The sequence below is a fragment of the Lichenibacterium ramalinae genome, from assembly GCF_004137085.1.
Taxonomy (GTDB): domain Bacteria; phylum Pseudomonadota; class Alphaproteobacteria; order Rhizobiales; family Beijerinckiaceae; genus Lichenihabitans; species Lichenihabitans ramalinae.
The window spans coordinates 33,650-59,692 of the sequence record NZ_QYBC01000004.1; the positions used below are offsets into that span (position 1 = coordinate 33,650).

Sequence of the window (26,043 nt, forward strand, 5' to 3'; positions counted from 1 at the left end):
ATGTCGATCAGATCGGAGCCGGCCGTGGCCAGAACACCATCCATGTCGCTTCTCCAGGCGGCCGCCGCGGCCGTGGCCCGGTCCCACGGGGTGGCCGAAGTTGCCGATTTGGCCGACCAGCCGCGCCGGCGGCTGCTCAAGGGCGCGGCGGGCTTCGGCGCGGCCGCGGCGCTGGGGCTCCGGCCTTCTGCCGGCGCGGCCGCCGGGACGCCTGCCGGGACCGGCGCCAGGGTCGCCGTGGTGGGGGCGGGCCTGGCGGGCCTCACGGCGGCCTACCGTCTCAAGCAGGCGGGGTTCGATCCCGTGGTGTTCGAAGGCAATACGCGGCTCGGCGGCCGCTGCTACACGGCCCGCGACGCGTTCCGCGGCGGCCAGATCGCCGAACACGGCGGCGAGTTCATCGACACCGACCATTACCCGATCCGCCAGCTGGCGAAGGACCTCGGGCTGACGCTCTACGATGTGCTGGCGGCGCAGCCGCCGGGCGCCATCCCGGTCTACCGGTTCAACGGCGAGCGCTACACGCTGGCCGACGCGACCCGCGACTTCGGCCCCCTCTACCAGAGCCTCAAGGGGCAGAGCGCCGCCATCGGCAGCGGCTACAATTACCGGTATTCGACGGCCGCCGCCAAGCGCTTCGACGCCATGACGCTGCGCCAGTGGATCGCCGCCACCGTGCCGGGCGGCCTCACCTCCAAGCTCGGCCAACTCATCGACAATGCCTTCACGGAGGAGAACGGCGCCGACACCGACCGGCAGAGCGCGCTCAACGCCATCGGGACGCTCGCCGACGACCCCCGCGACGGCTTCGACCTCTACTACACCGATTCGGACCAGCGGTTCCGCGTGCTCGGCGGCAACGACCAGATCCCGACGCTGCTCGGCCGGGCGCTCGGCGCGGCCGTCAGGACCGGGACGGCGCTGACGGCGGTCCGGCAGAGGGGCGACGGCAAGGTTTGGCTGACACTGGCGCGCGACGGCGCCGTCACCGACGCGGCGTTCGACCGGATCGTGCTGGCGCTGCCCTTCTCGGTCATGCGCGCCGCCGTGGACCTGTCGGGTGCGGGGTTCAGCGACCTCAAGCGGCGGTCGATCGAGACGCTCGGCATGGGCGCCAGCGTCAAGTTCCAGCTCCAGTTCGAGCGGCGCCTGTGGAACGACCTCGGCTGCAACGGCGAGATCCGGCGCGTGTCACCGGCGTTCCAGACCACCTGGGACGCGACGCGCGGGCAGGGCGGCCAACAGGGCGTGATGAACTTCTGGTCGGGCGGATCCCAGGCGGCCTTCGACGCCGGCGTCCCGGACCGGCATGCGCTGGCCCGGCTGTGCCTCGCCGGCGCGGACGAGATCCTGCCCGGGCTGCCCCGGCTGTGGAACGGCCTGTCGACCCTCGACGTCTGGAGCCGCAACCCGTGGTCGCTCGGCTCCTATTCGTTCTATCCGCCGGGCTACCAGACGAGCCTTCTCGGCGTCGAAGGGATCCCCGAGGGCAACGTCTTCTTCGCCGGCGAACACACCTGGGCGCAGGCCGGCTACCTCAACGCCGGCGTGGCGTCGGGCGACAGGGCCGCCAACCAGATCAGGGCGTCGCTGGCGGCCTGACGGTCCCTCACATCACGTGTTCGAGCTCCGGGATGGCGGCCGCGACGGCATTTACCGGGCCGTCGCCGGCCAGGCGGCGCAGCCCCTCGAACATGGCCCGGCCGAGCGACTGCATGGACCCCATGCCGATGCCCTCGGCCATCAGGCGGTCGGCGAGGCCCATGAGGCCGGGCGTCGCGCTGCCGCCGCCTTCGGCCTCGTCCTCGGCGGCCGAGGCCGCCGCCATGCGGGCGCCGGGGATCGGGTCGATCAGGGCGGCGCTGGTCTCGGGAGGGACGTTCTTCTGGACGAAGTCGAGCACGATCCCGACGGCCTTGCGGGCCGTCTCGGGCTCGATGCCGGTGGCGGCACTGATGTGGTCGACGAGGTCCTGCATGGCGGCGGGTGCTCCGGTGGGGTCGGGACGGCAACGCCGTCGGGACCGCGCCGGTTCGCGTGACAGCCGCGCCCGCGCCCCCCTATGATGGGGGCTCGTTCGCAGAGGTCGCGCCGCCATGACAGATGCCCATCCCGAGCCCGGCCGCATCCTGGTCGGCCTCACGGCCGGCGCGCCGGGGGAGGCGGGCCGCTACGACTACCTGTCGCTGCCCATGGCCAATCGCCACGGCCTCGTCACCGGCGCGACCGGCACCGGCAAGACCGTGACGCTGCAGACGCTGGCCGAGGGCTTCAGCCGCGCCGGCGTGCCGGTCTTCGCCGCTGACGTGAAGGGGGACCTCGCCGGGCTCGCCCTGGCCGGCGCGGGGCGCAGGGCGGTGGCGGAGCGCGCCAAGGCCATCGGCCTGCCCTACTCGCCCGAGGCCGTGCCGGTCGCCTTCTGGGATCTGTTCGGCGAGCAGGGCTCGCCGATCCGCGCCACCGTGGCGGAGATGGGGCCGCTGCTGATGGCCCGCCTGCTGGAGCTCAACGACACCCAGGCGGGCGTGCTCAACATCCTGTTCCGGGTCGCCGACGAGCAGGGACTGCTGTTGCTCGACCTCAAGGACCTGCGGGCGCTGCTCGGCTACGTGGCCGAGCACGCCGCCGACCTGACGACGCAATACGGCAACGTCGCGGCCGCGACGGTCGGCACCATCCAGCGGCAGCTGCTCGTGCTGGAGAACCAGGGCGCCGCCAACCTCTTCGGCGAGCCCGCCCTCGAGATCTCGGACTTCCTGCAGACCGCGCCGGACGGCCGCGGCATCGTCAACATCCTGGCCGCCGACCGCCTGATGCGCTCGCCGCGCCTCTACGCGACCTTTCTGCTGTGGCTCCTATCGGAGCTGTTCGAGCGCCTGCCCGAGGTCGGCGACGCCGACAAGCCCAAGCTCGTCTTCTTCTTCGACGAGGCCCACCTGCTGTTCGACCACGCGCCGCGGAGCCTGATGGGAGCCGTCGAACAGGTGGTCCGGCTGATCCGCTCCAAGGGCGTCGGCGTGTATTTCGTGACGCAGAACCCCCTCGACGTGCCCGACACGGTGCTGGGGCAGCTCGGCAATCGCGTGCAGCACGCGCTCCGGGCCTTCACGCCGCGCGACGCCAAGGCCGTGAAGGCGGCGGCCGACACGTTCCGCCAGAACCCCGCCTTCGACGCCGCGACGGCCATCCGGGAACTCGGCGTCGGCGAGGCCCTGGTCTCCATGCTGGCCGAGGACGGCAGCCCGCGCGTCGTCGAGCGCTGCTGGATCGCCCCGCCCATGTCGCGCGTCGGGCCCATCACGCCCGAGGAGCGTCGCGGCGTCATCGAGGCCGGCGCGATCTTCGGCAAATACGACACCGCCATCGACCGCGATTCCGCCTTCGAGATGCTGGCCCGGCGCGGCGACAAGGCCGCGGGCGCCCCGGTGCCGCCGGCCATGCCGCCCCGCAGCGCCAAGGCGAAACCGTTGCCGACGCCATCGCCGACACCGCCGCGCCCCGCCGCCTCGCCGGGCGGGCCCGGTGCGCCGTCCTTCCTGCCGCAGCGGACCCGGGCTTCCGTGCCGCCCGCCGGGCCCGCCGCGGCGCCGCGTTCGCCGGCCTGGGGGCAGGCGGCGCAGGCCGCCCCGGTCCCCGAAGCCGAGAGCGGGGGGTTCCTCGGCGGCGTCGAGGATCTCATCGGCGATTGGTGGAACGGCGGCGGCTCGAGCCGGGGCCGGATGACCAACGGTCAGCTCGTGGTGCGCTCCGCCATCCAATCGGCGTCCCGTTCCGTCGGCACCCAGGTGGCGCGCCAGATCATGCGCGGCGTGCTCGGCGGCCTGCAGCGCTGACGGCGGTCCCGTGCCGTCCCGTTTCCTGTGCATCGGCGGCGCCACGGTCGACCGCACCTACCGGCTGGCCGGCCCGCTCGTCCCGGAAACCTCCAACCCCGCCGCGGGATCCACCGGCTTCGGCGGAGTCGCCCGCAACGTCGCCGAGAACCTGGCAGGGCTCGGCGTCCCGGTCGACCTGCTGTCCCGCGTGGGCGAGGACGAGGCCGGGCGGGCGCTGCTGCGCCACCTCGACGGCGTCGGGGTGGGGCGCCGGGCCACGGCGGCGGTGAGCCGGGCCGCGACGGCCGAATATGTCGCCGTGCTGACGCCCGGCGGCGACCTCGCGCTGGGCCTCGCCGCCATGGCGATCTTCGACGGCCTCACGCCGGACGTCCTCGGCCAAGCGGCGGAGCTGGTCGGGGCCGCCGACTGGCTCTTCGCCGACTGCAACCTCCCGGCGGCGTCGCTGCTGGCGCTGGCGCGGCGGCGGTGGGGCGGCGCCTACCGCCTGGCCGTCGATGCCGTGTCGGTGGCGAAGTCCGCCCGCCTGCCGGACAGCCTCGCCGGCATCGACCTCCTCTTCGTCAACCGCGACGAGGCGGCGGCCGTCATGGCACGGCAGGGGCGGCCCGCGCGCGACCCCGCCGCCATGGCGGCGGCGCTGCGCGCGGCCGGCGCGGGTGCGGCCGTGGTCACGCTGGGGGACGCGGGGGCGCTCGCGGCCGCGCCGGAGGGCACGGTCGCGGTGCCGGCCGAACGGGCCGACGTCGTCGACGTGACGGGGGCGGGCGACGCCCTCATCGCCGCGACCCTCGCGGCATCGGCCTCCGGCGCCACGCTGGAGGAGGCGCTGCGCCTCGGCTGCGCCGCCGCCGCACGGGCGGTCGCGGCCCCGTCGGCGACCGGAGGGACGGCCCGGTCGTCCACAGGGCCGTCGCCATTGCAGAGCTCAGGGTCACAAAAGCGTTAACGCCAGCCGCTAGCCGTCGTCCACACACTGACGGAGCGCGACCCATGTCCAGCATATCCGCCGTACCCGGCGCCACGCCGAACCCCAGCCGACCCGCCATCGACCATCCGAGCGACAAGGCGACGCGCTACGGCGTGCTCGCCGTCGGGGCCGTGGGGCTGCTGTTCGCGGCCTTCAGTGTGTGGCGCGACGTCGACGTCAGCGGCGGCCAGGCCCACTCGATCCTGGTCTACCTGCTGCTCGCCGTGGCGCTTGTCATCGCGCTCGGCTTCGAGTTCGTGAACGGCTTCCACGACACCGCCAACGCCGTCGCGACCGTCATCTACACCCATTCGCTCATCCCCAACTACGCGGTGGTCTGGTCGGGGTTCTGGAACTTCCTCGGCGTGCTCACCTCGACGGGCGCGGTGGCCTTCGGCGTGATCTCGCTTCTGCCGGTCGAACTGATCCTCCAGGTCAGCTCCAGCGCCGGTTTCGCCATGGTCTTCTCGCTGCTCATCGCCGCCATCATCTGGAACCTCGGCACCTGGTGGTTCGGCCTGCCGGCCTCCTCGTCCCACACGCTGATCGGCTCCATCATCGGGGTCGGCGTCGCCAACGCCATGCTCAACGGCCGCAACGGCACCTCGGGCGTCGACTGGGACCAGGCCTACAGCATCGGCAAGGCGCTGCTGATCTCGCCGATCGTGGGCTTCGTCTTCTCGGGCCTGCTGCTCCTGGTGATGAGGTTCGTCGTGCGCAAGCCGGAACTCTATGCCGAGCCGAAGCCCGGCACCACGCCGCCGCTGTGGATCCGCGGGCTGCTGATCTTCACCTGCACGGGCGTGTCCTTCGCCCACGGCTCCAACGACGGCCAGAAGGGCATGGGCCTCATCATGCTGATCCTGATCGGCACGGTGCCCACCACCTATGCGCTGAACCGCGCCGTGCCGGACGGCTTCATCCCGCAGTTCGAGCAGAGCTCCGAGGCCGCCTCCAAGATCATCGACGCCAAGGCGTCGGGCTACGCCATCACGGGCGACCCCCGCCCCGTGGTCGTGAGCTTCGTGCGGGACAAGAAGCTCGACGACGGCGTCTATCCGTCGTTGGCCGCACTGGTGCGGGACATCTCGGCCCAGGTGAAGGGCTACGGCACGCTCGCCAACGTCCCGGCGAACCGCGTCAACAACACCCGCAACGACATGTACCTCGCCTCCGAGGCGCTGCGCACCCTGCCCAAGGTCCAGGACAACCAGCTCGCCGGCGACGACGCCAAGACGCTGGCCAAGTACAAGTCCAGCCTCGACACCTCGACCAAGTTCATCCCCACCTGGGTCAAGATCGTGGTGGCGCTGGCGCTCGGCCTCGGCACCATGATCGGTTGGAAGCGCATCGTCGTGACGGTCGGCGAGAAGATCGGCAAGACGCACCTCAACTACGGGCAGGGCGCCTCGGCCGAACTCGTCGCCATGGCGACGATCGCGGCGGCGGACCAGTACGGACTTCCGGTCTCCACCACCCACGTCCTGTCGTCGGGCGTCGCCGGCACCATGGCGGCCAACGGGTCGGGGGTGCAGATGGAGACGATCCGCAACATCGTCCTCGCCTGGGTGCTGACGCTGCCCTGCGCCATGCTCCTGTCGGGCTGCCTCTACTTCGTCTTCAGCCACATCTTCTGACACCGCCACGGCACGCACGCGGCCCGGCTCATCGAGGTGAGCCGGGCTTTTTTGCGCCTGTTCGATGGCGTTGCGGGCTGGTAATCCTGGCGCCGACGGGCCGCCGCGGCGGCCACCCCGAAGGTGCGAGACACGCCATGGCTTCGATCGACGCCGTCCTCCAGAAAATCGACGACAACCAGCCGGCCGCCCTCCAGCGCCTCTTCGCCCTGCTGGAGATCCCGTCCATCTCGACCGATGCCGCCTATGCGCCGCAATGCGCGCGGGCCGCGGCCTGGCTCGCCGCCGAGCTCACCGGTCTCGGTTTCGAGGCTTCGGTGCGTGAGACGGCGGGGCGCCCCATGGTGGTGGGACGGGCCAAGGCGTCGCATCGCGACGCGCCGCACGTGCTGTTCTACGGCCATTACGACGTGCAGCCCGTCGATCCGCTCTCGCTCTGGAACACCGACCCGTTCAAGCCCGAGATCCAGGACGGGCGGCGGATCGTCGGCCGCGGCGCGTCGGACGACAAGGGCCAGCTCATGACCTTCGTCGAGGCCTGCCGGGCCTTCCGCGAGACGGGCGGCCTGCCCTGCGACGTCACGGTGCTGTTCGAGGGCGAGGAGGAGACGGGGTCCCCCTCGCTGCCGGATTTCATCGCCGCCAACAGGGACGAGCTGCGGGCCGACCTCGCCCTCGTCTGCGACACCGGCATGTGGGACGCCGAGACGCCCTCCATCACCACCATGCTGCGCGGCCTCGTGCTCGAGGAGATCGTGGTGCGGGCCGCCGACCGCGACCTGCATTCCGGTGCCTACGGCGGCGCGGCCGTGAACCCCATCCACGTCGTGTCGCGCATCGTCGCCGACCTGCACGACGCCGACGGCCGCGTGACGCTGCCGGGCTTCTACGACGGGGTGGACGAACTCCCGGCCGCCGTGGCCGAGCAGTGGCGGGCGCTGCCCTTCGACGAGGGCGACTTCCTCCGCGGCGTCGGCCTTTCGGTGCCGGCGGGCGAGCGAGGCCGCAGCGTGCTGGAGAAGATCTGGGCGCGGCCGACCTGCGACGTCAACGGCATCACGGGCGGCTACGCGGGCGTCGGCTCCAAGACCGTGCTGCCGGCCGTGGCCAGCGCCAAGGTGTCGTTCCGGCTCGTCGGGCGCCAGGACCCCGCCAAGGTCGCGGCAGCCTTCCGGGCCTTCGTGCGGGCGCGCCTGCCGGCGGATTGCGCGGTGGAGTTCATCCCCCACGGCGCCAGCCCGGCCCTGCAGCTGCCCTTCTCCTCCGAGGCCCTCACGCGGGCCCGCCGGGCGCTGCATGCCGAATGGGGCCGGGAACCCGTGATGGGGGGCTCCGGCGGCTCGATCCCGATCGTCGGGACGTTCAAGCAGGACCTCAAGATGGACAGCCTGATGATCGGCTTCGCGCTCGACGACGACCGGGTCCATTCGCCGAACGAGAAATACGAGGTCACGTCGTTCCACAAGGGCGCCCGCTCCTGGGCGCGCGTGCTCGACGCGCTCGCCAAATAGCGCTCAGGCGCCATAGCGCTCAGGCGCGCCCGCGGCGGCGCAGCGGCAGGCCGACGCCGCCGGCCCGCAGCGCCGCCGCCAGGGCGACGCCGTAGACCAGGGCGCCGCCCGCCGCCGTCGCGCCGAGGTGGGCGAGGTCCGGAGCCCGCAGCCCCGCCGTCGCCGCCGCGATGCGGCCGTCGAGGGCGAAGACGTAGAGGCCGAGCGCGAAGGCGGCGACATCCACCGCCACGGCGACCCGGACCAGCGTGTCGTCGGGGCGCACCACCTTCTGCAGCCAGCCGATGCCGCACAGGATGAGCAGGTTGATCCAGAAGCCCACCGCCGTCGCGGTGGCGAGCCCGGCGGCGCCATAGGGCCGGTAGAGGGCGATCTTGAGCATGAGGTTGAACGCCACCGCGATGAGCGAGGCCAGCATCGGCACGGTAGTGTTGCCCCGGGCCTGGAACCCCGAGCGCGCCGACGAGATGAGCAGGATCGGCAGCAGGCCGAACCCGTAGGCCGACAGCACGGCGGCCGAGGCCGCCGCCGCCTCGGCGGTGAACTGCCCGCGCAGGAAGACGCCGCGCATGATCTCCTGCGGGATCAGCACGAAGGCCAGGAAGAAGGGCGCGGCGATCGCCAGCGTGATCGCCATGGTGCGGTTCTGCGCCCGCAGGGCGCCGGCCGGGTCCCCGGCCGAGAAGTAGCGGCTCATCTCCGGCAGCAGGACGGTGCCGGCCGCGACGCCGATGACGCCGATCGGCAGCTGGTAGATGCGCTCGGCGTAATACAGCGACGACTGGCCGCCGGTCGGCAGCATCGACCCGATGATCGTGTCGGCGAAGACCGCGATCTGCGGGCCGGCGGAGCCGATCACGGCCGGGCCCAGGGCCCGGAAGAACTGCCGCACGTCGGGCCCGAGGCGCGGCCGCACCAGGCGCTCCAGCACCCCCGCGCGGCGCGCCGCCGCCATCATGAGGGCGAGCTGCGCCACGCCCGACACCGTGACGCCGACGGAAGCGGCGGTGCCGGCATCGGGGAAGGCCCAGCCGGCCAAAAGGAACAACACCATGAACAGGTTGAGCAGCACCGGTGCGAAGGCGGCCGCGGCGAAGCGCCGGTGGGCGTTCAGCGTGCCGGACTGCAGCGTCACCAGCACCATGCAGAACAGGTACGGAAAGGTCAGGCGCGTCATCGCCACGGCATGGGCGAACTTCACCGGATCGGCGTCGAAGCCCGGGGCGAGGAGGCTCACGAGGGTCGGGGTGAAGAGTTCGGCCAGCAGCAGGACGGCCAACTGCGTCAGCAGCAGGATGCTGAAGATCTGGCTGGCGAGGCTGCCCGCCGCCGCCGCGCCCTGCCGTTCGAGCACGCGCGAATAGGTCGGCACATAGGCCGAATTGAACGCGCCCTCGCCGAAGATGGCGCGGAACTGGTTCGGCAGCTTGAAGGCGACGAAGAAGGCGTCGGCCAGCCCGCCGGCGCCGAGCGTGGCGCCGAGGACGATCTCGCGCACCAGGCCCGTGGCGCGCGACACCAGCGTGATGCCGCTGACGGAAAGCAGGTGTCTGTACATCCGGGCCTGTGATCCGCGCGCCGACGTCGAGGAGCCGGGGCGGGAGCCGCCCGGCCTTGAAGATCCGCGGCGCGCCGGTCCCCCTCTTCCATCACGTCAGGCTTGCGCCGGCCCTTCGCCGGCCCTGCGGGGTCGGGCGCGGCCGTGCCGGATGCCGCCCGGGCCCGGGGACCGGGTCGAGGGGGCGGGCCGGGCGGGCCCGGGGGCTCCGCCCGGTCCCGGCACCGCGTCGGTCCGCTGCCTCGGGCGGCGGCGGACCGCTGTCTCACGTGGCGGCGAACCGAACCCTTACTTGGCGGCAGCCTGGTAGAGTTCGTCGACGTGGTCCCAGTTCACGAGGTTCTCGAGGAAGGCCTTGAGGTAGTCGGGACGGCGGTTGCGGTAGTCGATGTAGTAGGAATGCTCCCACACGTCGACGCCGAGGATCGGCGACGCGCCGTGCACCAGCGGGTTCTCGCCGTTGGGGGTCTTCATCACCTCGACCTTGCCGTCCTTCACGGCGAACCAGGCCCAGCCCGAGCCGAACTGCGTCGTGCCGGCGTCGATGAAGGCCTTGTGGGCGGCTTCGAGCGAGCCGAAGCTGTCGGTCAGCGCCTTCTCGACCGCGCCCGAGGGCTTGCCGCCGCCGTTGGGCTTCATCCACTGCCAGAAGTGCAGGTGGTTGTAGTGCTGGCCGGCGTTGTTGAAGAGGCCCTGGTTCTTGCCGAAGGAGCCCTTGACGACCTCCTCGACCGACTGGCCTTCGAATTCCGTGCCCTTCAGCAGGTTGTTGCCGTTGGTGACATAGGCCTGATGGTGCTTGTCGTGGTGGAACTCGAGCGTCTCCTTCGACATGTAGGGGGACAGCGCGTCGTAGCTGTAGGGCAGCTCGGGAAGCGTGAAGGCCATGGTGCTGGCTCCTTGATCTCGGTCCGGTCGGGCGGAATCGGTCGCGTCTGGCCGTCGCCCCGGGGGGAACCTAGTGGCCGGGGCTTCTCGGGGCAACGGCGCAGCGCGGGTTCCCGGTCGCTGATCGGCATGCGGACCGGCGCGGCGCCGTTCTTTGCGTCCCCCGTCGTTCCTGTGTATCGCTGCGGGCGGGGCGGATCAGCGGAGAATGGCGATGGCTTGGTTGGTTTCCCTCCTGGGCGCAGCCCTGGCGCTGGCCGGGGCCGCGTCATTGGGAAACGGCGTCTCCTACATCCGCCTGGACTGGGGACAGACCGAGACCGTGGCGGGCACCGTCGCGCTGTCGGCCGGCATCGTGACGCTCGGCCTCGGCGCCGTGCTCTTCGCACTGCGCGACGTCGTCGGTCGCATGGCGACGCGACCGACCGGCGTCGGCATGGAGGCGCTGACCTGGAGCGAGGACGACGCGCCGGAACCGCAGCCGATGCTGAGCCGCGTCAGGTCGCGGCTCGCCACCGTGGGCACGTCGAGGGTCGCGGACATCGAGCCGTCCCCGATGCCGGCCGACCCGGACCCCGAGCCCGCCCCGGTCGACAGCCGGCCGCTGCCGGCCCCGACCGCCAGGGCGGCGACGCCGGCCGTGCCGCAGCCTCCCCTAGCCGTCCCCGAGGAAGCGCCGCCCCCGCCGGTCCTCGCCGAAGCCCCCACCGTCGTGGGCCGCTACGAGTCGAACGGGGCCTCCTACGTGCTCTTCTCGGACGGCACCATCGAGGTCGAGACCGAGAACGGCACCCACCGCTTCGCTTCGATGGCGGACCTGAAGGCCCATATCGAGCGGCAGGACGTCGGCTGACCGGTCCCGCAGCGGGGGCCGGGATCAGTCCTCGTCGTCCTCATCGTCCTCGTCCTCGTCCTCCGTGGGCGCGACGGCGTCCCGGCCCGTGCAGGCCAGCGCGAAGGCATATTGCAGCGCCACCTCGTCGAGCTGGTCGTAGCGCCCCGAAGCGCCGCCATGGCCGGCGTCCATGTTGGTCTTGAGGAGCACCAGCGCGGGAGACAGGGCCTTCTCGCGCAGCCGCGCCACCCATTTGGCCGGCTCCCAATAGGTCACGCGCGGGTCCGTGAGCCCGCCGAGCGCCAGGATGGGCGGGTAGGCCTGGGCCGCCACGTTGTCGTAGGGCGAATAGCCGAGGATCGTGTCGAAGGCGCCCCGGTCCCGGATCGGGTTTCCCCATTCCAGCCATTCCGGGGGCGTCAGCGGCAGGCCGTCGTCCAGCATCGTGTTGAGGACGTCGACGAAGGGCACGTCGGCCACGATGGCGGCGAAGAGCTCGGGCGCCATGTTGGCGACGGCTCCCATCAGCATGCCGCCCGCGCTGCCGCCGTGGGCCACGATCCGTCCCTCGGCCGTGAAGCCGGCCGCCGCCAGGGCGCGGCCGGCCGCGATGAAGTCCCGGAACGTGTTGGCCTTGTCGGCGAGCTTGCCGTCCGTGTACCAGGCCCATCCCTTGTCGGTGCCGCCGCGGACGTGGGCGATGGCGTAGACTAAGCCGCGGTCGACCAGCGACAGGCGCTTCGTGCCGAAGGACGCCGGGATGGAATAGCCGTAGGCGCCGTAGCCGTAGAGCAGCAGGGGCGCCGAGCCGTCGAGCGGCGTGCCCCGCCGGTACAGGACCGAGACCGGCACGCTGGCGCCGTCCGGCGCCGTGGCCAGGATGCGCCGCGTCACGTAGTCGGCGGGATCGTGGCCCGACGGCACCTCCTGGCGCTTGCGCAGCCGGCGCTCGCCGGTGGCCATGTCGTAATCGTAGGTTTCGGTCGGCGTCGTCATGGACGAGTAGGTGAAGCGCATCACCGCCGTGTCCTGTTCGGCGACCTCGCCGAGCCCCAGGGCATAGGCTTCCTCGGGGAAGCTGATGGCGGTCTCGGCGCCGTCCCGGAGGGCGCGGATCACGATCTCGGGCAGGGCGTTGCGCCGTTCGAGCCGCACGAGATGGTCGGCGAAGGCGGCGGCCGCGACGATGAGGCGGCCGGGCTCGTGGGCCACGAGGTCGCGCCAGCTTTCGCGCCCGGGGTTCGCCACCGGGGCCGACACGATCTTGAAGTCGACGGCGCCGTCGGCATTGGTGAGGATGATGAAATCGTCGCCCCGGTGGTCGAGCTCGTACCGCAGCCCGGGCTCCCGCGGCGCGATGAGCCGGGGCGCCGCGAGCGGGTCGCCGCGCTCGATCACCCAGGCCTCGGACGCATCGTGGCCGTGGATCGAGATCACGGCGAAGCGACCCGAGCGGGTGCGCTCGACGCCGACGAACCAGGTCGGGTCCGCCTCGTCATAGACCAGTCGGTCCTCGGACGGGTCCGTGCCGAGCCGGTGCAACCAGACGCTGCTGGCCCGGTGGTCCTGGTCGAGCTTGACGTAGAAGAAGGCCGCGTCGTCGGCGGTCCACACCGCCGTCCCCTCGGTGTGGGTGACGGTGTCGGGCCGGTCCTCGCCGGTCGCGAGGTCGCGCACCTTGATGGCGTGGAGTTCGGACCCCTTGTCGTCGACGCTCCAGGCGAGGAGCGAATGGTCGCTCGACGGGACCGCATCGCCGAGCTCGAAAAAGTCGAGCCCCGCCGCGAGGGCGTCGCCGTCGAGCATGATCTGCTCGGCCCCGCCTTCGCGCGGGGTGCGGCACACGAGTTCGTGCTGCCCGCCCTCGCGGTAGCGCGCGTAATAGCTGAAAGGGCCGTCCGGCACCGGGACGTCGGCCTCCTCCTCCTCCATGCGGCCGCGCATCTCGGCGACGAGCCGGCGCTGCAGGGCTTTCGTCGACGCCATCACGGCGGCGGCATGGGCGTTCTCCCGATCGAGCAGCGCGCGGATCTCGTCGGGCAGGCGCGCCGGGTCCTGCAGCACGTCGCGCCAGTTGTCGGCCCGGATCCAGCCGTAGTCGTCCGTGACGGCGATGCCGTGGACGGTGCGCGTCAGGGGCCGCTTGTCGATCGGCGCCGGAGCCGGGGCTGCGGCGGCGAAGGCGGGGAGATCGGGCATGGCGGCTCTCGTCGGGGCATGGGGATCGGGAATGCGGAGCCGGATCGGCCCCGCGCCGCGCCGCGGCCCCGCCCTTATCGGCTCGCGGCCCCGCGGCGGCAAGGTCACGGGCGACCGCCGTCGCCACCGGCCTCAACGGAAACGGTCGGCGCCGGTCGAGCGCAATGGCGCATCGCCGGCCTTGTCAGGCAAATCGCTTCGGGCAATAAATCGACTGTACATCGATCGGGATTCGCTCGTCCCGGCGGCGTCCGGACGGCACGATGTTTTCAACAGCGAGGCGCATGATGTCGGTGCAACAGGCTCCATTTGATACGTTGGAACTGACTGTAGAAATTGCCGCTGCCTATATCAGCAACAACTCCGTGCCGAGCCTCGAGGTTTCCAAGCTTATCTACGACGTCCATGCCGCATTGGAGCGCTTGGTGCGTAACGATAGGCCAGCTGTCGTCGAGCCCCTGAAGCCGGCTGTCTCTGCGAGAAGGTCGGTCACGAACGAGTTCATCACTTGCCTCGAGGACGGCAAGAAATTCAAATCGCTCAAACGGCACTTGCGGACGCACTACAATCTGTCGCCCGAGCAATATCGCGAGAAGTGGAGCCTTCCGGCCGATTACCCCATGGTGGCGCCCGCCTACGCCAAGGCCCGGTCGCAACTCGCCAAGGAGATGGGGCTGGGCCAGCAGCGCCGACGCTTCTGAAGCCTGCCGGGCCGGCGCCGGTCGACGTCGCCGGCCCCGCCGCGGGCCAGGCCGCTCCGCGCCCGTCGCCGCAGCCGTTCAGTGCAGGGCGGCCGGTGCCTCGGGCGGGTCGCCGGCGAGGGCGCGGCGTGCATCGGCGCGGATCCGGTCCACCATGGCGGCGAAGCCGTTCGAGCGCTGGCGGGTGAGGTGGCCGCCGAGGCCCAGCCGTCCGAACAGCGGGGTGGCGTCGGTCGTGGCGATCTCGGAGGCGGGCCGGCCGTCGTAGAGGGCGAGGGCGAGGGCGATGAGCCCCTTGACCAGATGGGCGTCGCTGTCGCCGCGGAAATGCAGCAGCGGGTCGTCGCCCTGGCCGCCCGCCACCTTCGTCTCGAGCCAGACCTGGCTGGCGCAGCCGCGGACCCGGTTGGCCTCGGCGTGGGCTTCCGGGGGCAGGGGGGTGAGGTCGCGGCCGAGCTCGATCAGGTAGCGGTAGCGGTCGTCGAGATCGTCGAGGATCTCGAAATTGGCGATGATGTCGTCGACGGTGGGCATGGCGCGGCGGGTTCCTGTGTCGTGTCCCATATCGCCTTCCTGCCGCGGGACTGCCAGTGCCGGCCGGCCTCAGGCCGCAGTCATGCCCATGGAGGGGCGGTTCGGGGCGAGGCGGCTCGGGGCGAGGCTTTGTGGTGCCGCGCCGCGCCGTTGCGGCCGGGTCCGACGGCAACCGGGGCGGACGGCGCCGCCGCCGCTTCGGGGCGCTCCGTGGACGGCGCGTTCCCGTCCGGCAGCGGCAGTGCGCCGGCGGCCAGGGGCAGCGCGCCTGCGGCCAGTGGCAGGGCTTCGGCCGCCACCCCGGCACCGGCGCGCAGGCATCGCTGCGACGCCACGCAGGCCCGGCCGAGCCGCGCCGCGGCGTCGCGGGCGTCGTGGTCCAGCGTCGTGGCGAGTCCGCCCCCGCCCGCCGCGGAGGCGGCGGCCGCCACGAGGCCGATGCAGATTGCAGCCCTGGTCAGAAAGAACATGTCCACCTCGCCCCGGAGCGCTTTCGCCTTCGGCGAATCCGCTCCAACTTCGGATCGGGAGCAGTTTGATCGGCCTGGAGCCGCCGAAGCGCCTCGGAGAAAGCTGATACTGCTCCGGCGCGCCACGCCGCCTCGACGTCCCGGAGCTTACGGCCGATGTCTTGCGAGGCGCCCAGGCGAGTGCGGAGGATTCGATGCGAGGCGTTCGGTCTTCGTTCAGTATCTCCGGCCCGAAACCTGCAGCCGACCCTCGAAGGCGAGAGAACAAGGCCGGCCGCCGCGTGTCGACGCGGGCTTTCGCCGAGAACCGGCCCTGCACTTAGGGTTCGTTTAAGGCCGGGCTGCGAGGCTGCGCGGGCCCAGGGCGACGCCCGGCGGCACCGGGTGCGGAGTATCGCGTGAAGCTTTTGGCCAACATCGGCGATGCCGTCGGGCGGCACGTCCACCCGGATGTCCGGGCCGAGCCGATCGACGCGGCCGTGCACCGCCACTTCCTGACGAGCCGCGTCCTGCTGTCGCTGGGCTCGCTGGCGCTGGCGCCGCTGTGCCTCGTCGGCGCGGCCCCGGCGGCCTGGGAGGCGGCCGCGTTGGCCTGGCTGGTCGTGCCCTTCGGCGCCGCGCTGCTGGTGTCGCGCACGGGGAACCTGCGCGCCGGCGAAGCGCTGAGCCTGCTGGTCTGGCTGGGGCTCGGCGCCACCCTGACGCTGGGGGCCGGGTCGGCCTTCGGCCTCGCCCTGCTTCTGATGGTGCCGGTCGAGGCTGCGGCGGCGTCGTCGGCCGCGGTCGGCGCCGTCGCCATCGTGGCGGCAGCCCTCCTGGCCCTCGGCGCGGCCCTGCTGTCGCGCTTCGGCCAGGCCGGGGCGGCACCGGGCCTGTCGGCCCTGGGCGTCGCGGCGCTGCTCGCCGCCCTGGCCTACGGCGGCGCCCTCGCCACCGCGGCCGCCCGCACCGCGCAACGCCGCCGCGCCGAGGAGCGGGGCGCGCGCCTTCGCCACAGCGACCTCGCCGACGCCATCGACGACGTCGTGCTGCAGTTCGACAGGTCCGGCGCCGCCGCCGCGGTCGGGGGTGCGGCGTCGGTCGGGGGGGCGTCGCAGCGGCTGTTCTGCCTTCCGCCGCAGGCCCTGCTGGGGCGGGGATTCTTCGAGCGGCTCCACGTCGCCGACCGGCCGGTCTTCCTGAAGCTCGTGGCCGACACCGTGTCGGAAGGCCGCGGCGGGACCGCCACGATGCGGCTGCGCACGGGCCGGACGCTGCCGAGCCGGCGCGGGGACTTCGACGAGCCCGTCTTCGCGGTGGTCGACCTCAGCCTGCGCCGCCGCGACGTCGACGCTGTGGACGGGGCGGGCGCCCGGCCCGTCGCGCTGGGGCTGCTGCGCGACGTTTCGGCCCGCGCCGAGCAGGAGCGGCTCGCCGCCGCCGCGCAGGACACCCAAGACCGCACCCATGCCGGCCGGGACATCTTCCTCGCCAACGTGAGCCACGAGCTGCGGACGCCGCTCAACGCCATCATCGGCTTCGCCGAGATGCTGTCGAACGAGGCTCTGGTGCCGGCCGACCCCGCCAAGCGGCGGGACTATGCCGCCATCATCCACGAATCCGGGCTCCACCTCCTCGCCGTGGTGAACGGCATCCTGGACGCGTCCAAGATCGAGTCGGGCGCCTTCGACATCCGTCCCGAAGCCTTCGGCCTCGACGAGCTCGTGGCGCATTGCTGCGACATGGTGGGGCTCAAGGCCGACCAGACCGGCGTCCGGCTCGACCAATCCGTGACGCCGGGCGCGCTGGCGCTCGTCGGCGACAAGCGGGCCTGCAAGCAGATCATCCTCAACCTGCTGTCCAACGCGCTGAAGTTCACGCCGGCGGGCGGACGGGTGGCGATCGAGGCCCGGCCGGAGGGCAATTCGGTGCTGATCGCGGTGTCGGACACCGGCGTCGGCATCGCGGCGCGCGACCTGCCGCGCCTCGGCGACCCCTTCTTCCAGGCCAGGGCCAATTACGACCGTCCCAACGATGGGACGGGACTCGGCCTGTCCGTCGTGCGCGGCCTCGTCGGGCTGCACGGCGGCAGCATCGCCATCGAGAGTGCGCCGGGACAGGGCACGCGGGTCTCCGTCCGGCTGCCGTCGGACTGCCGGCGCGCGGCGCCGAACGCCGCCGGCGTGACCAAAATAGAAACCATTTCCAGCTATTCTTCCGGGACTGGGCACGATGGTGTGCCGAGCGGCGGCAGGATGCAGAAATTTGCGTGAAGCAGCCATCGATCCTCTCCGTCATCCCGGTCGCGGCCCGGCCCGGCCCCGTACCGCCGGTGCCCCGCCGCTCGACGGCCTCCTCGACGAGGGCGTGACGGCGCGCGGCGCCAAGGGCTCCGGCCGGCAGGGCAAGGCGAGCAGCGCCGCCATTGCGGCCCAGCGGCTCGGCGGCGGGCGCAACGTCGCCCTGTCGGTGGCCCAGGCGCGTCGGCGGGCCGAACCGGGGCTGCTGGCGCGGATGCGCGGCCGCATGCCCCGCGTGCGGCCGTTGCGCGCCGTGACCATCTCGGTCTTCTCGCTCGCGCTAGTGGGGATCGTGGCCAACGCCATGGTGTTCCAGCACGGCCGACACCCCGCGCCGCTGTTCGGCCTCGGCCGGTCCATCGACGGCCAGCCCGAGGTGGGGCAGCAGGCCGCCGCGCCGGCGCCGGCCCCGCTGCCGGCCGAGCGCACCGGCTCGCTCGCACCTCCGCCGGCGCCGGCGCCGGCCGTCGTCGAGCCGCGGCCCGAGGCCGTCGCGCCGAAGCCGGTCGCGCCCGTGCACCGCGCGGCCGTGCCCAAGCCCCGCCACGAAGACGGCATCGGCAGCCTGCTGGCCCCCGGCTCGGCCGCGCCGGTCGCCCACCCCCGTCCCGGCTCGGCGACGGCCCACAAGGCCCCGGTGCGCAGGAGCGAGCCGAAGCCCGAACCCAAGGCCGCCGAAGCCCCGGGGGCGCAGCGCGCCGCCGACCACCGCGCCGCGTCCGAAGCCGCCGGCATCCTGGAGCCCGGCCGGACCCATCCCGCCAAGGTGCCGGCCTCGACGGCTCACCCGCGCCCCCACGCCAAGCCGGTGGGCGCCGCCGCCCGGACCGAACCCGCGCCGAAGAGCACGGCGCCGGCCGCGGCGACGACCGCGCAGAAGACCGTGACGAAGGCCTCGCCCCGGTCCAAGACCGCGGCGGAGGCGGAGTAGGGGAGGGCGCGCCATGACGGCCCGCGTCACATCGGACTTCTGGGTCTCGGCCTATCTGCGCCGCTGCGCCGTCGCCGGTGTCGTGGCGGTGCTGCGCCGGCGGGGCGCCGCCGAGGCCGGCGCCGTGATGATCAAGGTCGACCGCCTCGACGGGACGTCGTCGCTGCTCGGGCCGGCCCCGCAGAGCGAGGCGGGCGAGGACGGGGAGCGCAGGTTCGCCCCGCTCCATCGCGAGGACGCCATCGACTCAGCGGCGGCCGAGGCGCGGCTGAAGCGCGAAACCGCCTTCGACCCGGACCTTTGGATCGTCGAGGTCGAGGACCGCGCCGGCCGCGCCTTCCTGTGAGGCCGGCGCCCGCCGGCGTCACATCGGGAGATCGAGCCCGGTCCTGACGGCACCGGTCCGCTCGGCCCGGGCCATGGTGGCGCGGATCGTCGGGATGATCTCCGCCACGGTGTCGGCGACACGGTACCGCACGTCGGCGTCGGCGCGGATGAATCCCTGCTCGCGCATGTGGTCGATCAGCGACAGCAGCGGTCCCCAGAAGCCGCCGATGTCGGCGATGACGACCGGCTTCGAATGCCGGTCGAGCTGGACCCAGGTCATCTGCTCGACGAGTTCCTCCAGCGTGCCGACGCCGCCGGGCAGGGCCACGAAGGCGTCGGCCCTTTCGAACATGAGCCGCTTGCGCGTGTGCATGTCGTCGACGACGACCATCTCGAGCTGGTCGGGGTCGCGGGCCGCCTCGAGCATGCGCTCCTTGCTGCGCAGGAAATCCGGGATGATGCCGGTGACCCGTCCGCCCCCGGCCAGCACCGCGCGCGCGACCGCGCCCATGAGGCCGTTGTTGCCGCCCCCGTAGACGAGCCCGATGCCGGCCTCCGCCATGGTGCGGCCGAGCGCTTCGGCCGCGGCGAGCATGGCGGGGTCGGTGCCGTCGCTCGAGCCGCAATAGACGCAGATGGCGGAGAGTTTTGTCATGGGGTGAACCTAGCATGGCGCCGCGCGCGACGGTCAACCGGCCGTAGGACGCGGGTCCCATGCCGCCAGAGCATCGCGCCGGCCCCCGTCGCGGCGCGTCCCGACCTTCGCCCGGGCCGCCGACGGCCTATATGAAGGCGCGACGCCCCGAACGCCCGCCCCGAAAGGCCCGACGCCCTCTCCATGTCTCAATACAAACCCGCCGCCGCGGCGGTCGATCCCCGCGCCCGCACGTCGCTGCTCGCCACCCTGCGCCACCTTTGGCCCTACATCTGGCCGGACGACAGGGCGGACCTCCGGTGGCGCATCTACGCCGCCCTGGTGCTGATGGTGGTGGCGAAGCTCGTCACGGTGGCGATCCCCTATGCGTTCAAATGGGCCACCGACGCCCTCGTGGGGCGCGAGGACACCGCCGTCCACCACCTGCCGGCCCTGTTGGCCGGTCCCCTGGCCCTGACGATGCTCTACGGGCTCCTGCGCATGGTGATGGCCGTGCTGACGCAGGTGCGAGACGCGCTCTTCGCGTCCGTGGCCATGCATGCGGTGCGCCGCATGGCCAACGACGTCTTCGTCCACCTGCACGACCTGTCGCTGCGCTTCCACCTCGAGCGCAAGACCGGGGGGCTGACCCGGGTGCTGGAGCGCGGCCGGGGTGCCATCGAGACCATCGTGCGGATGACGATGCTGACCGGCGTGCCGACCATCATCGAATTCGTGCTGGTGATGGGCGTCTTCCTCCTGCAGTTCGACTGGCGCTACGCCTTGGCGGTCGCCGTGATGATCGCCGCCTACACGCTGTTCACCGGCCTCGCCACCAACTGGCGCATCTCCATCCGCCAGGTGATGAACGAGAGCGACCAGGACGCCAACACCAAGGCCATCGACAGCCTGCTCAACTTCGAGACCGTGAAGTATTTCGGCGCCGAGGCGCGCGAGGCGAGCCGCTACGACGTCTCGATGCGCCGCTACGAGCAGATGAGCGTGAAGACTTACGTGTCGCTGGCGGTGCTGAACGCCGGCCAGGCGATCATCTTCTCGGCCGGCCTCGCCGTCGTGATGGCGATGAGCATCGCGGGCATCCGGGCCGGGCGCAACACGATCGGCGACTTCGTGCTCATCAACGCCATGATGGTGCAGCTCTACCAGCCGCTGAACTTCATGGGCCTCGTGTACCGCGAGGTGAAGCAGGCCGTGATCGACATCGACATGATGTCGGCGATCCTCGGCCAGACGCCCGAGGTCAGCGACCGGCCGGACGCCCTGCCGCTGCGGGTGACGGAGGGCCACCTGCGCTTCGAGGACGTGTGGTTCCGCTACGACGAGAAGCGCGAGATCCTCAAGGGCGTGAGCTTCGACGTGCCGCCCGGCAAGACCGTGGCGGTGGTGGGCCCCTCCGGGGCCGGCAAGTCCACCCTGTCGCGCCTGCTGTTCCGGTTCTACGAGCCCTATCGCGGCCGCATCACGGTGGACGGCCAGGACATCGCCGCCGTCACCCAGGCCTCGCTGCGCGACGCTATCGGCATGGTGCCGCAGGACACGGTGCTGTTCAACGACACGCTGGGCTACAACATCCGCTATGGGCGCTGGGGCGCCAGCGAGGCGGAGATCGCCGAAGCGGCGCGCCTCGCCCAGATCGACGGCTTCGTGGCGGGCGTGCCGGACGGCTATGCCGCGCAGGTCGGCGAGCGCGGGCTCAAGCTGTCGGGTGGCGAGAAGCAGCGCGTCGCCATCGCCCGCACCATCCTCAAGGCTCCCGCCATCCTGGTGCTCGACGAAGCGACCTCGGCCCTCGACACCTTCACCGAACGCGAGATACAAGACGCGCTCGACCGCGTTTCGCGGGGCCGCACGACCGTGGTGATCGCGCATCGCCTGTCGACCGTGGTCAATGCCGACGAGATCCTGGTCCTCGACAAGGGCGTCATCGTCGAGCGCGGCACCCATGACGGCCTACTCGGGCGCCGGGGCATCTACAGCGCGATGTGGAACCAGCAGCGCGAGGCGGAGGCCGCCGAGGACCTGCTGCGCGGCATCGCGTCGGTCGACGGGGGGCGCGAGCCCGTCGACGCCTGACCGGGACGCCGGGGGGCGGGGCCGGGGAGACCGGGGCGGGCGGGTTCGGGCGCGGTCTCGGGCGCGGTCTCGGATCTGAAAATTGGGCGGGGACGGGCCTGCCGAACTGGCCTATGCCATCGGGCGAGGCCCGGCAGAGGCGAAGGGTAGGATGGCCAGGATGGGGATGATGGTGTCGAAGGCTCGCGCGGGGGCATCTCCATGTCGGTGATCGCGAGCCTCAGGCGGCAGGTCGTGCCCGTCCACCCGGAAGGCTACGTGTTCATCGCGGGCTTCTTCGTGGCGGCCCTCGTGCTCGATTGGCTGTGGAGCCCGCTCGGCTGGCTCGGCTTCATCGTCACGGCCTGGTGCGTGTACTTCTTCCGCGACCCGAAGCGCGTGACGCCGATGCGGGACGGGCTGGTGGTGTCGCCGGCGGACGGCACGGTCTCGTCGGTGGGCTTCTTCGTGCCGCCGCCCGAGCTCGGCCTCGGCGACCGGCCCATGCAGCGCATCTCGGTCTTCATGAGCGTGTTCGACTGCCACGTGAACCGCGCCCCGCTGTCGGGCCGCATCCTCAAGCTGGCCTACAAGCCCGGCCTGTTCCTGAACGCCGACCTCGACAAGGCGTCGGAGGACAACGAGCGGTCCTCCATGCTGATCGAGACCAGCCTCGGCCGCGTGGGCGTGGTGCAGATCGCCGGACTCGTGGCCCGCCGCATCGTGTCTTTCGTGCGCGAGGGCGAGACCGTCGGCGTCGGAGACCGGTTCGGCCTCATCCGCTTCGGCTCGCGCGTCGACGTCTACCTGCCCGACACCATCCGGGTGATGGTGGGCATCGGCGCCACGGCGATCGCCGGCGAGACCGTGCTGGCCGACGCCCGCGCCGTCGAGGCTCCCCGCTCCTTCAAGGCCGGGTGAGCTTTGGACGACCCCGCCACCACCGCCCCGACGGCCCACCTCGCGACCGACGCCGCCGCGGACGCGCTGCTGCCCGCCGCCGACATCGTCGAACTGCCGGCCGAGCGCCTCGACCGCCTGATGGGCTGGGACCTCGCCTACGGCGTCGTGCTGGTCGCCGACTGGCTGACGCGCAACGCCCGGCAGAAGGACATGCCGAGCGAGCGCATCGCGCTGCTCTGCGACAAGCTGCTGACGCTCGGCCTGCCGCTCGACCGCTACGGTTCCTCCACCGAGGTGCTCGACGCGGAGCACGATTCGGTGTCGCGCCTCTGGGTGCGGGGCCGGGGCGTCACGACGCGCACTTACGTGCGCAACGGGGACGACGATTCGGGCTACCTCGCGTCGCCCTTCTACGAGGCGGCGCGGACGGGACGGGCGGTCGAGATGCACCTCGCCGAGACGAACCCGTCCCGGTTCGGCATCGTCGAGGAGCTGCAGCGGGACGGCTTCACCCATTACCTCTGCGTGCCGATCCCGCTGATGAACGGCGGGCACGGCTGGGTCACCTTCGCGACCCGCTACCCGTCCGGCTTCACGCCGCGGGACGTGGCCGCCATGGCGCGGCTCCTGCCCGCCATCGCCATCCTGATCGACCTGCGCTCGACGTGGCTGTCGCTCGACAAGCTGCTGCGCACCTACGTGGGCGACGAGCCGCACCGCGCCATCCTGAGGGGCAACACGAAGCGCGGGCAGGTGTCCACGATCCGCTCCGCCATCCTCTTCGCCGACATGCGCGACTCGATCGGCCGAACCGCGGACCTCGACGCCGTCGCGGCCGTCGGCGTCTTCAACGCCCTGTTCGACTGCCTGGTGCCGCCCATCGAGAGCCGCAAGGGCGAGGTGCTGAAATACATGGGCGACGGCCTGCTGGCCATCTTCCGCGACGGCCAGGACGGGGACGCGGCCGACAGGGCTCTGGCGGCCGGCCAGGACGCGCTGAACACGCTGCGCGCCCGCAACCTGAGCCACCCCGAGGAGCCGCCGATCGAGGCCGGCGTGGCCCTGCACTACGGCGAGGCCGCCTACGGCAACGTGGGCTCGGGGCTGCGGCTCGACTTCACCGTGATTGGCAAGGATGTCGGCCTGACGAGCCGCATCGCCAACCTCAACCGCCCGCTCGACCAGCCCGTGCTCATGTCGCGCGACTTCGTCGCCCGCCTGCACAGCGCCACCGCGCCGGTGGGGGCCTTCGCGGTGCGGGGCTTCAAGGACCTCGTCACGGTGTTCCGCCCGGTCTCGCCCGACGAGGCCGTGGCCATCCTGCCCGGAGCCGATGCGGCATGATCGACGGTCGCGACCACGACGCGCTGGACCCGGTGCCGGGCGCCCATGCCGGAGCCCGTCGGCGCCGCTTCCGCAACGTGCCGCTGCGGATCGTGCTGCCGAACCTCATCACGCTGCTGGCGCTGTGCCTCGGCCTCACCGCCATCCGCTACGCCACCGAGGGCTCCTTCGAGAAGGCCGTCTTCGCCATCGTGGCGGCGGCGGTCTTCGACGGCGTCGACGGGCGGCTCGCCCGCGCCCTGAAGGGAACCACGCGCTTCGGGGCGGAACTCGATTCGCTGGCCGACTTCGTCGACTTCGGCGTGGCGCCGGCGCTGACGCTGTATTTCTGGAACATGCACGAGATCAAGAGCTTCGGCTGGTTCGCCGCCATGGTCTTCGCCATCGCCTGCGCGCTGCGGCTGGCCCGGTTCAACGTCGGTCTCGACGACCCCGACAAGCCGGCCTGGGCGTCCAACTTCTTCACCGGCATGCCGGCCCCGGCCGGCGCCATCGTGGCGTTGCTGCCCCTCTACCTGCACCTGTCGGTGCTGGGCTGGAGCTTCGAGCGCTGGGCCGTCGGCATCGAGATCGTATACCTGCTCGGCGTGGCCGGCCTGATGGCGAGCGCCATCCCGCATTATTCGGGCAAGTCGATCGGCCGCGTGCCGCGCGAACAGGTCATCCCGGTTCTCTTCGCCATCGCGGTCTTCGTGCTGCTGCTGGTGACCTTCCCGACCGAGCTGCTGGCGGCGCTCGTTGTGGTCTTCCTCGGCCTGATCCCCTTCAGCATCCGCTCGCACCGCGCCCACCTGCGGCGCGACGCGGAGCGGCTGAAGCCCGCCGCTGTTCCGACCGCGGCAGCGGGCGGGGACGCCTGATCCCGCGTCGGCGCGGGCAGGACGGGCGCGTCGCGCCGACGGGTCTCGATCATGGACCGGAGCGAAATCGCCGAAGGCGAGAGCGCCCCAGTCGTTCGGCATTGGCCTTCACGGTGCGCCGCGCCGGCCGGGATGCCGCCTCGGCGACCGCCACCAGGTCGGCCATGGCGCCGGCCGGCGTCACCGCCTTCGGGTCGGCCATGCGGCGTGCCGCGACCCGGGTGGCCGCCGCCATGCCTGCCGCGGCCCCGTCGATCGCCGCTGCCGCTTTCTCGGCGACCATGCGGGTCGATTCCGCCCGGCTCATCGTGCCGGTGGCGATCCGAGGCAGCCGCACCGAAAGGGTCGCCACCGTGGCGGCGCCGGCCAGCATCATGTCGGCCCAGAGAGCGGGCCCGAACCCGGGGCTGCTGCGTCGGCGTCGGCCCATCGCGTCGACTCCCCGGCGCCCCTTCCGGAAGGGAGCCGCGCTCCCCATCCTCTGTTCCCAAACGCGGCATTCTCGATTAGGGTCCCGCCGCTCTCTGACGCGCCCTCCGGCGCGCCATGGCCTGTCGTCGCCGTGCGGCGGCGCAACGCATCGTGGAGGATTATCCGCGGCGCTCGAAAGATCGGATCATATGGCGAAGGAAGAATTGCTCGAGTTCCCCGGCACGGTGACGGAGTTGCTGCCCAACGCGATGTTTCGCGTGAAGCTCGAGAACGAACACGAGATCACGGCCCATACCGCGGGCAAGATGCGCAAGAACCGGATCCGCGTGCTGACGGGCGATCGCGTGCTTGTCGAGATGACGCCCTATGATCTGACGAAGGGCCGGATCACGTACCGGTTCAAGTGAGGGCTTCGGCGTGATCGGACGTCCGCGCCCCGCAGCCTCCGAGGCGCCGCGTCTGATCCTGGCTTCGGCCTCGCCACGCCGCCTCGCGCTGCTGCAGCAGGTCGGCATCGAGCCCCATGCGCTGCTGCCGGCCGATGTCGACGAGACGCCGGAGCGGGCGGAACTGCCGCGCGTGCTGGCGGCCCGCCTCGCCGCCACCAAGGCGGAGGCCGCGGCCGCCCTGTCCGACGCTCGCGGCGAGACCGGCCCCCGCTTCATCCTCGCCGCCGACACGGTGGTGAGCGTCGGGCGGCGCATCCTGCCGAAATGCGAGACGCAGGACGAAGCCGAGGCCTGCCTCCGGCTGCTCTCGGGCCGCGCCCATCGCGTCTACACGGGCGTCACCCTGCTCACGCCCCGGGGTGCCAGGCGCCACAGGCTGGTCGAGACGCGGGTCCGCTTCAAGCGTCTGTCGCTCCTCGACATGGACAGCTACCTCGCCAGCCGCGAATGGAGCGGCAAGGCCGGCGGCTACGCCATCCAGGGCTTTGCGGCGAGCTTCGTCGTGCGCCTCGTGGGGTCCTATTCCGGGGTGGTCGGGCTGCCGCTGCACGAGACCGTGTCGCTGCTCGCCGGGGAAGGTTTTCCGGTCCAGGCGGGTTGGGCGGAGCCGCAGCGTCTGTGAGACGCATCGCTCCCGCTCGGAGGCGAGGCCTCAATGCGGGCGTGTGGACG

The 26,043-nt window shown here is 72.0% G+C and carries 24 protein-coding genes; 16 read left to right on the plus strand and 8 right to left on the minus strand.

The window, feature by feature from the left end:
• Positions 1–42: 42 nt before the first annotated feature.
• The gene (locus tag D3272_RS05730; protein ID WP_165361243.1) at positions 43–1,602 is read left to right on the plus strand and encodes a flavin monoamine oxidase family protein; all 1,560 of its coding nucleotides are present in this window, start codon (positions 43–45) and stop codon (positions 1,600–1,602) included.
• A gap of 7 nt (positions 1,603–1,609) precedes the next feature.
• On the opposite strand, the gene D3272_RS05735 is transcribed toward D3272_RS05730, so the two are convergent.
• Complete coding sequence (locus tag D3272_RS05735) at positions 1,610–1,978, minus strand: DUF2267 domain-containing protein (protein WP_165361244.1); 369 nt, start codon at positions 1,976–1,978, stop codon at positions 1,610–1,612.
• Between the two features lie 118 nt (positions 1,979–2,096).
• Here D3272_RS05735 and D3272_RS05740 point away from each other — a divergent pair, with 118 nt between their 5' ends.
• The 4 genes from D3272_RS05740 (at position 2,097) to D3272_RS05755 (ending at position 7,954) form a co-directional block, all read left to right on the plus strand.
• Positions 2,097–3,833 carry a helicase HerA-like domain-containing protein gene (locus tag D3272_RS05740; RefSeq protein WP_129218202.1) on the plus strand — a complete coding sequence of 579 codons (1,737 nt, stop codon included), beginning with the start codon at positions 2,097–2,099 and terminating at the stop codon, positions 3,831–3,833.
• Positions 3,834–3,843: 10 nt separating this feature from the next.
• Entirely contained in the window at positions 3,844–4,785 is a 942-nt protein-coding gene (locus tag D3272_RS05745) for a PfkB family carbohydrate kinase (protein ID WP_129218203.1), read from the plus strand.
• A gap of 44 nt (positions 4,786–4,829) precedes the next feature.
• The gene (locus D3272_RS05750; RefSeq protein ID WP_129218204.1) at positions 4,830–6,443 is read left to right on the plus strand and encodes an inorganic phosphate transporter; all 1,614 of its coding nucleotides are present in this window, start codon (positions 4,830–4,832) and stop codon (positions 6,441–6,443) included.
• 137 nt (positions 6,444–6,580) lie between these two features.
• Positions 6,581–7,954, plus strand: a complete 1,374-nt coding sequence (locus D3272_RS05755; protein WP_129218205.1) for a M20/M25/M40 family metallo-hydrolase — start codon at positions 6,581–6,583, stop codon at positions 7,952–7,954.
• Positions 7,955–7,973: 19 nt separating this feature from the next.
• Here D3272_RS05755 and murJ read toward each other — a convergent pair whose 3' ends face one another.
• Both murJ and D3272_RS05765 read right to left on the minus strand, forming a co-directional pair.
• The gene (gene murJ / locus D3272_RS05760; RefSeq protein ID WP_129218206.1) at positions 7,974–9,512 is read right to left on the minus strand and encodes a murein biosynthesis integral membrane protein MurJ; all 1,539 of its coding nucleotides are present in this window, start codon (positions 9,510–9,512) and stop codon (positions 7,974–7,976) included.
• A gap of 288 nt (positions 9,513–9,800) precedes the next feature.
• Positions 9,801–10,400, minus strand: a complete 600-nt coding sequence (locus D3272_RS05765; RefSeq protein WP_129218207.1) for a superoxide dismutase — start codon at positions 10,398–10,400, stop codon at positions 9,801–9,803.
• 214 nt (positions 10,401–10,614) lie between these two features.
• On the opposite strand from D3272_RS05765, the gene D3272_RS05770 reads away from it, so the two are divergent.
• Positions 10,615–11,253: a hypothetical protein gene (locus D3272_RS05770; RefSeq protein ID WP_129218208.1), complete on the plus strand. Its 639-nt coding sequence runs from the start codon at positions 10,615–10,617 to the stop codon at positions 11,251–11,253.
• Between the two features lie 24 nt (positions 11,254–11,277).
• Here D3272_RS05770 and D3272_RS05775 read toward each other — a convergent pair whose 3' ends face one another.
• Positions 11,278–13,434, minus strand: coding sequence for a S9 family peptidase (locus tag D3272_RS05775; RefSeq protein WP_129218209.1), 2,157 nt, complete (start codon positions 13,432–13,434; stop codon positions 11,278–11,280).
• A 287-nt stretch (positions 13,435–13,721) separates the two neighbouring features.
• Here D3272_RS05775 and D3272_RS05780 point away from each other — a divergent pair, with 287 nt between their 5' ends.
• Positions 13,722–14,135 (plus strand): Ros/MucR family transcriptional regulator, encoded by a 414-nt coding sequence (locus D3272_RS05780; RefSeq protein ID WP_129218399.1) that lies wholly within the window; start codon positions 13,722–13,724, stop codon positions 14,133–14,135.
• Between the two features lie 78 nt (positions 14,136–14,213).
• Here D3272_RS05780 and D3272_RS05785 read toward each other — a convergent pair whose 3' ends face one another.
• Both D3272_RS05785 and D3272_RS05790 read right to left on the minus strand, forming a co-directional pair.
• Positions 14,214–14,699 (minus strand): SufE family protein, encoded by a 486-nt coding sequence (locus D3272_RS05785; RefSeq protein ID WP_245496411.1) that lies wholly within the window; start codon positions 14,697–14,699, stop codon positions 14,214–14,216.
• A gap of 50 nt (positions 14,700–14,749) precedes the next feature.
• On the minus strand, positions 14,750–15,139 hold the full coding sequence (locus tag D3272_RS05790) for a hypothetical protein (protein ID WP_129218210.1): 390 nt from the start codon (positions 15,137–15,139) through the stop codon (positions 14,750–14,752).
• Between the two features lie 398 nt (positions 15,140–15,537).
• Between D3272_RS05790 and D3272_RS05795 the strand changes: the two genes are divergently transcribed.
• Genes D3272_RS05795 through D3272_RS05805 form a run of 3 tightly spaced genes read left to right on the plus strand, consistent with a single transcriptional unit; the run spans position 15,538 to position 18,695 of the window.
• The gene (locus D3272_RS05795; protein ID WP_129218211.1) at positions 15,538–17,391 is read left to right on the plus strand and encodes a sensor histidine kinase; all 1,854 of its coding nucleotides are present in this window, start codon (positions 15,538–15,540) and stop codon (positions 17,389–17,391) included.
• Positions 17,384–18,349: a hypothetical protein gene (locus tag D3272_RS05800; protein ID WP_129218212.1), complete on the plus strand. Its 966-nt coding sequence runs from the start codon at positions 17,384–17,386 to the stop codon at positions 18,347–18,349. Before D3272_RS05795 ends, D3272_RS05800 begins: the two co-directional genes overlap by 8 nt.
• A 13-nt stretch (positions 18,350–18,362) precedes the next feature.
• Complete coding sequence (locus tag D3272_RS05805) at positions 18,363–18,695, plus strand: DUF1491 family protein (RefSeq protein ID WP_129218213.1); 333 nt, start codon at positions 18,363–18,365, stop codon at positions 18,693–18,695.
• Positions 18,696–18,713: 18 nt separating this feature from the next.
• On the opposite strand, the gene D3272_RS05810 is transcribed toward D3272_RS05805, so the two are convergent.
• Positions 18,714–19,331 carry an LOG family protein gene (locus tag D3272_RS05810; protein WP_129218214.1) on the minus strand — a complete coding sequence of 206 codons (618 nt, stop codon included), beginning with the start codon at positions 19,329–19,331 and terminating at the stop codon, positions 18,714–18,716.
• Positions 19,332–19,514: 183 nt separating this feature from the next.
• Between D3272_RS05810 and D3272_RS05815 the strand changes: the two genes are divergently transcribed.
• The 4 genes from D3272_RS05815 to D3272_RS05830 all read left to right on the plus strand — a co-directional run bounded on the left by D3272_RS05815 (position 19,515) and on the right by D3272_RS05830 (position 24,490).
• Positions 19,515–21,404, plus strand: a complete 1,890-nt coding sequence (locus tag D3272_RS05815) for an ABCB family ABC transporter ATP-binding protein/permease (RefSeq protein WP_129218215.1) — start codon at positions 19,515–19,517, stop codon at positions 21,402–21,404.
• 201 nt (positions 21,405–21,605) lie between these two features.
• On the plus strand, positions 21,606–22,304 hold the full coding sequence (locus tag D3272_RS05820; RefSeq protein ID WP_129218216.1) for a phosphatidylserine decarboxylase: 699 nt from the start codon (positions 21,606–21,608) through the stop codon (positions 22,302–22,304).
• Between the two features lie 3 nt (positions 22,305–22,307).
• The gene (locus D3272_RS05825; RefSeq protein WP_129218217.1) at positions 22,308–23,630 is read left to right on the plus strand and encodes an adenylate/guanylate cyclase domain-containing protein; all 1,323 of its coding nucleotides are present in this window, start codon (positions 22,308–22,310) and stop codon (positions 23,628–23,630) included.
• Positions 23,627–24,490 (plus strand): CDP-alcohol phosphatidyltransferase family protein, encoded by an 864-nt coding sequence (locus D3272_RS05830; RefSeq protein WP_129218218.1) that lies wholly within the window; start codon positions 23,627–23,629, stop codon positions 24,488–24,490. Before D3272_RS05825 ends, D3272_RS05830 begins: the two co-directional genes overlap by 4 nt.
• A gap of 49 nt (positions 24,491–24,539) precedes the next feature.
• Here the strand turns inward: D3272_RS05830 and D3272_RS05835 are convergent, their stop codons facing one another.
• Positions 24,540–24,863 (minus strand): hypothetical protein, encoded by a 324-nt coding sequence (locus tag D3272_RS05835; protein WP_129218219.1) that lies wholly within the window; start codon positions 24,861–24,863, stop codon positions 24,540–24,542.
• Positions 24,864–25,110: 247 nt separating this feature from the next.
• Between D3272_RS05835 and infA the strand changes: the two genes are divergently transcribed.
• Positions 25,111–25,329 carry a translation initiation factor IF-1 gene (gene infA / locus D3272_RS05840; protein WP_129218220.1) on the plus strand — a complete coding sequence of 73 codons (219 nt, stop codon included), beginning with the start codon at positions 25,111–25,113 and terminating at the stop codon, positions 25,327–25,329.
• Positions 25,330–25,339: 10 nt separating this feature from the next.
• The gene (locus tag D3272_RS05845; RefSeq protein WP_207210132.1) at positions 25,340–25,993 is read left to right on the plus strand and encodes a Maf family nucleotide pyrophosphatase; all 654 of its coding nucleotides are present in this window, start codon (positions 25,340–25,342) and stop codon (positions 25,991–25,993) included.
• The last annotated feature ends 50 nt before the right edge of the window (positions 25,994–26,043 follow it).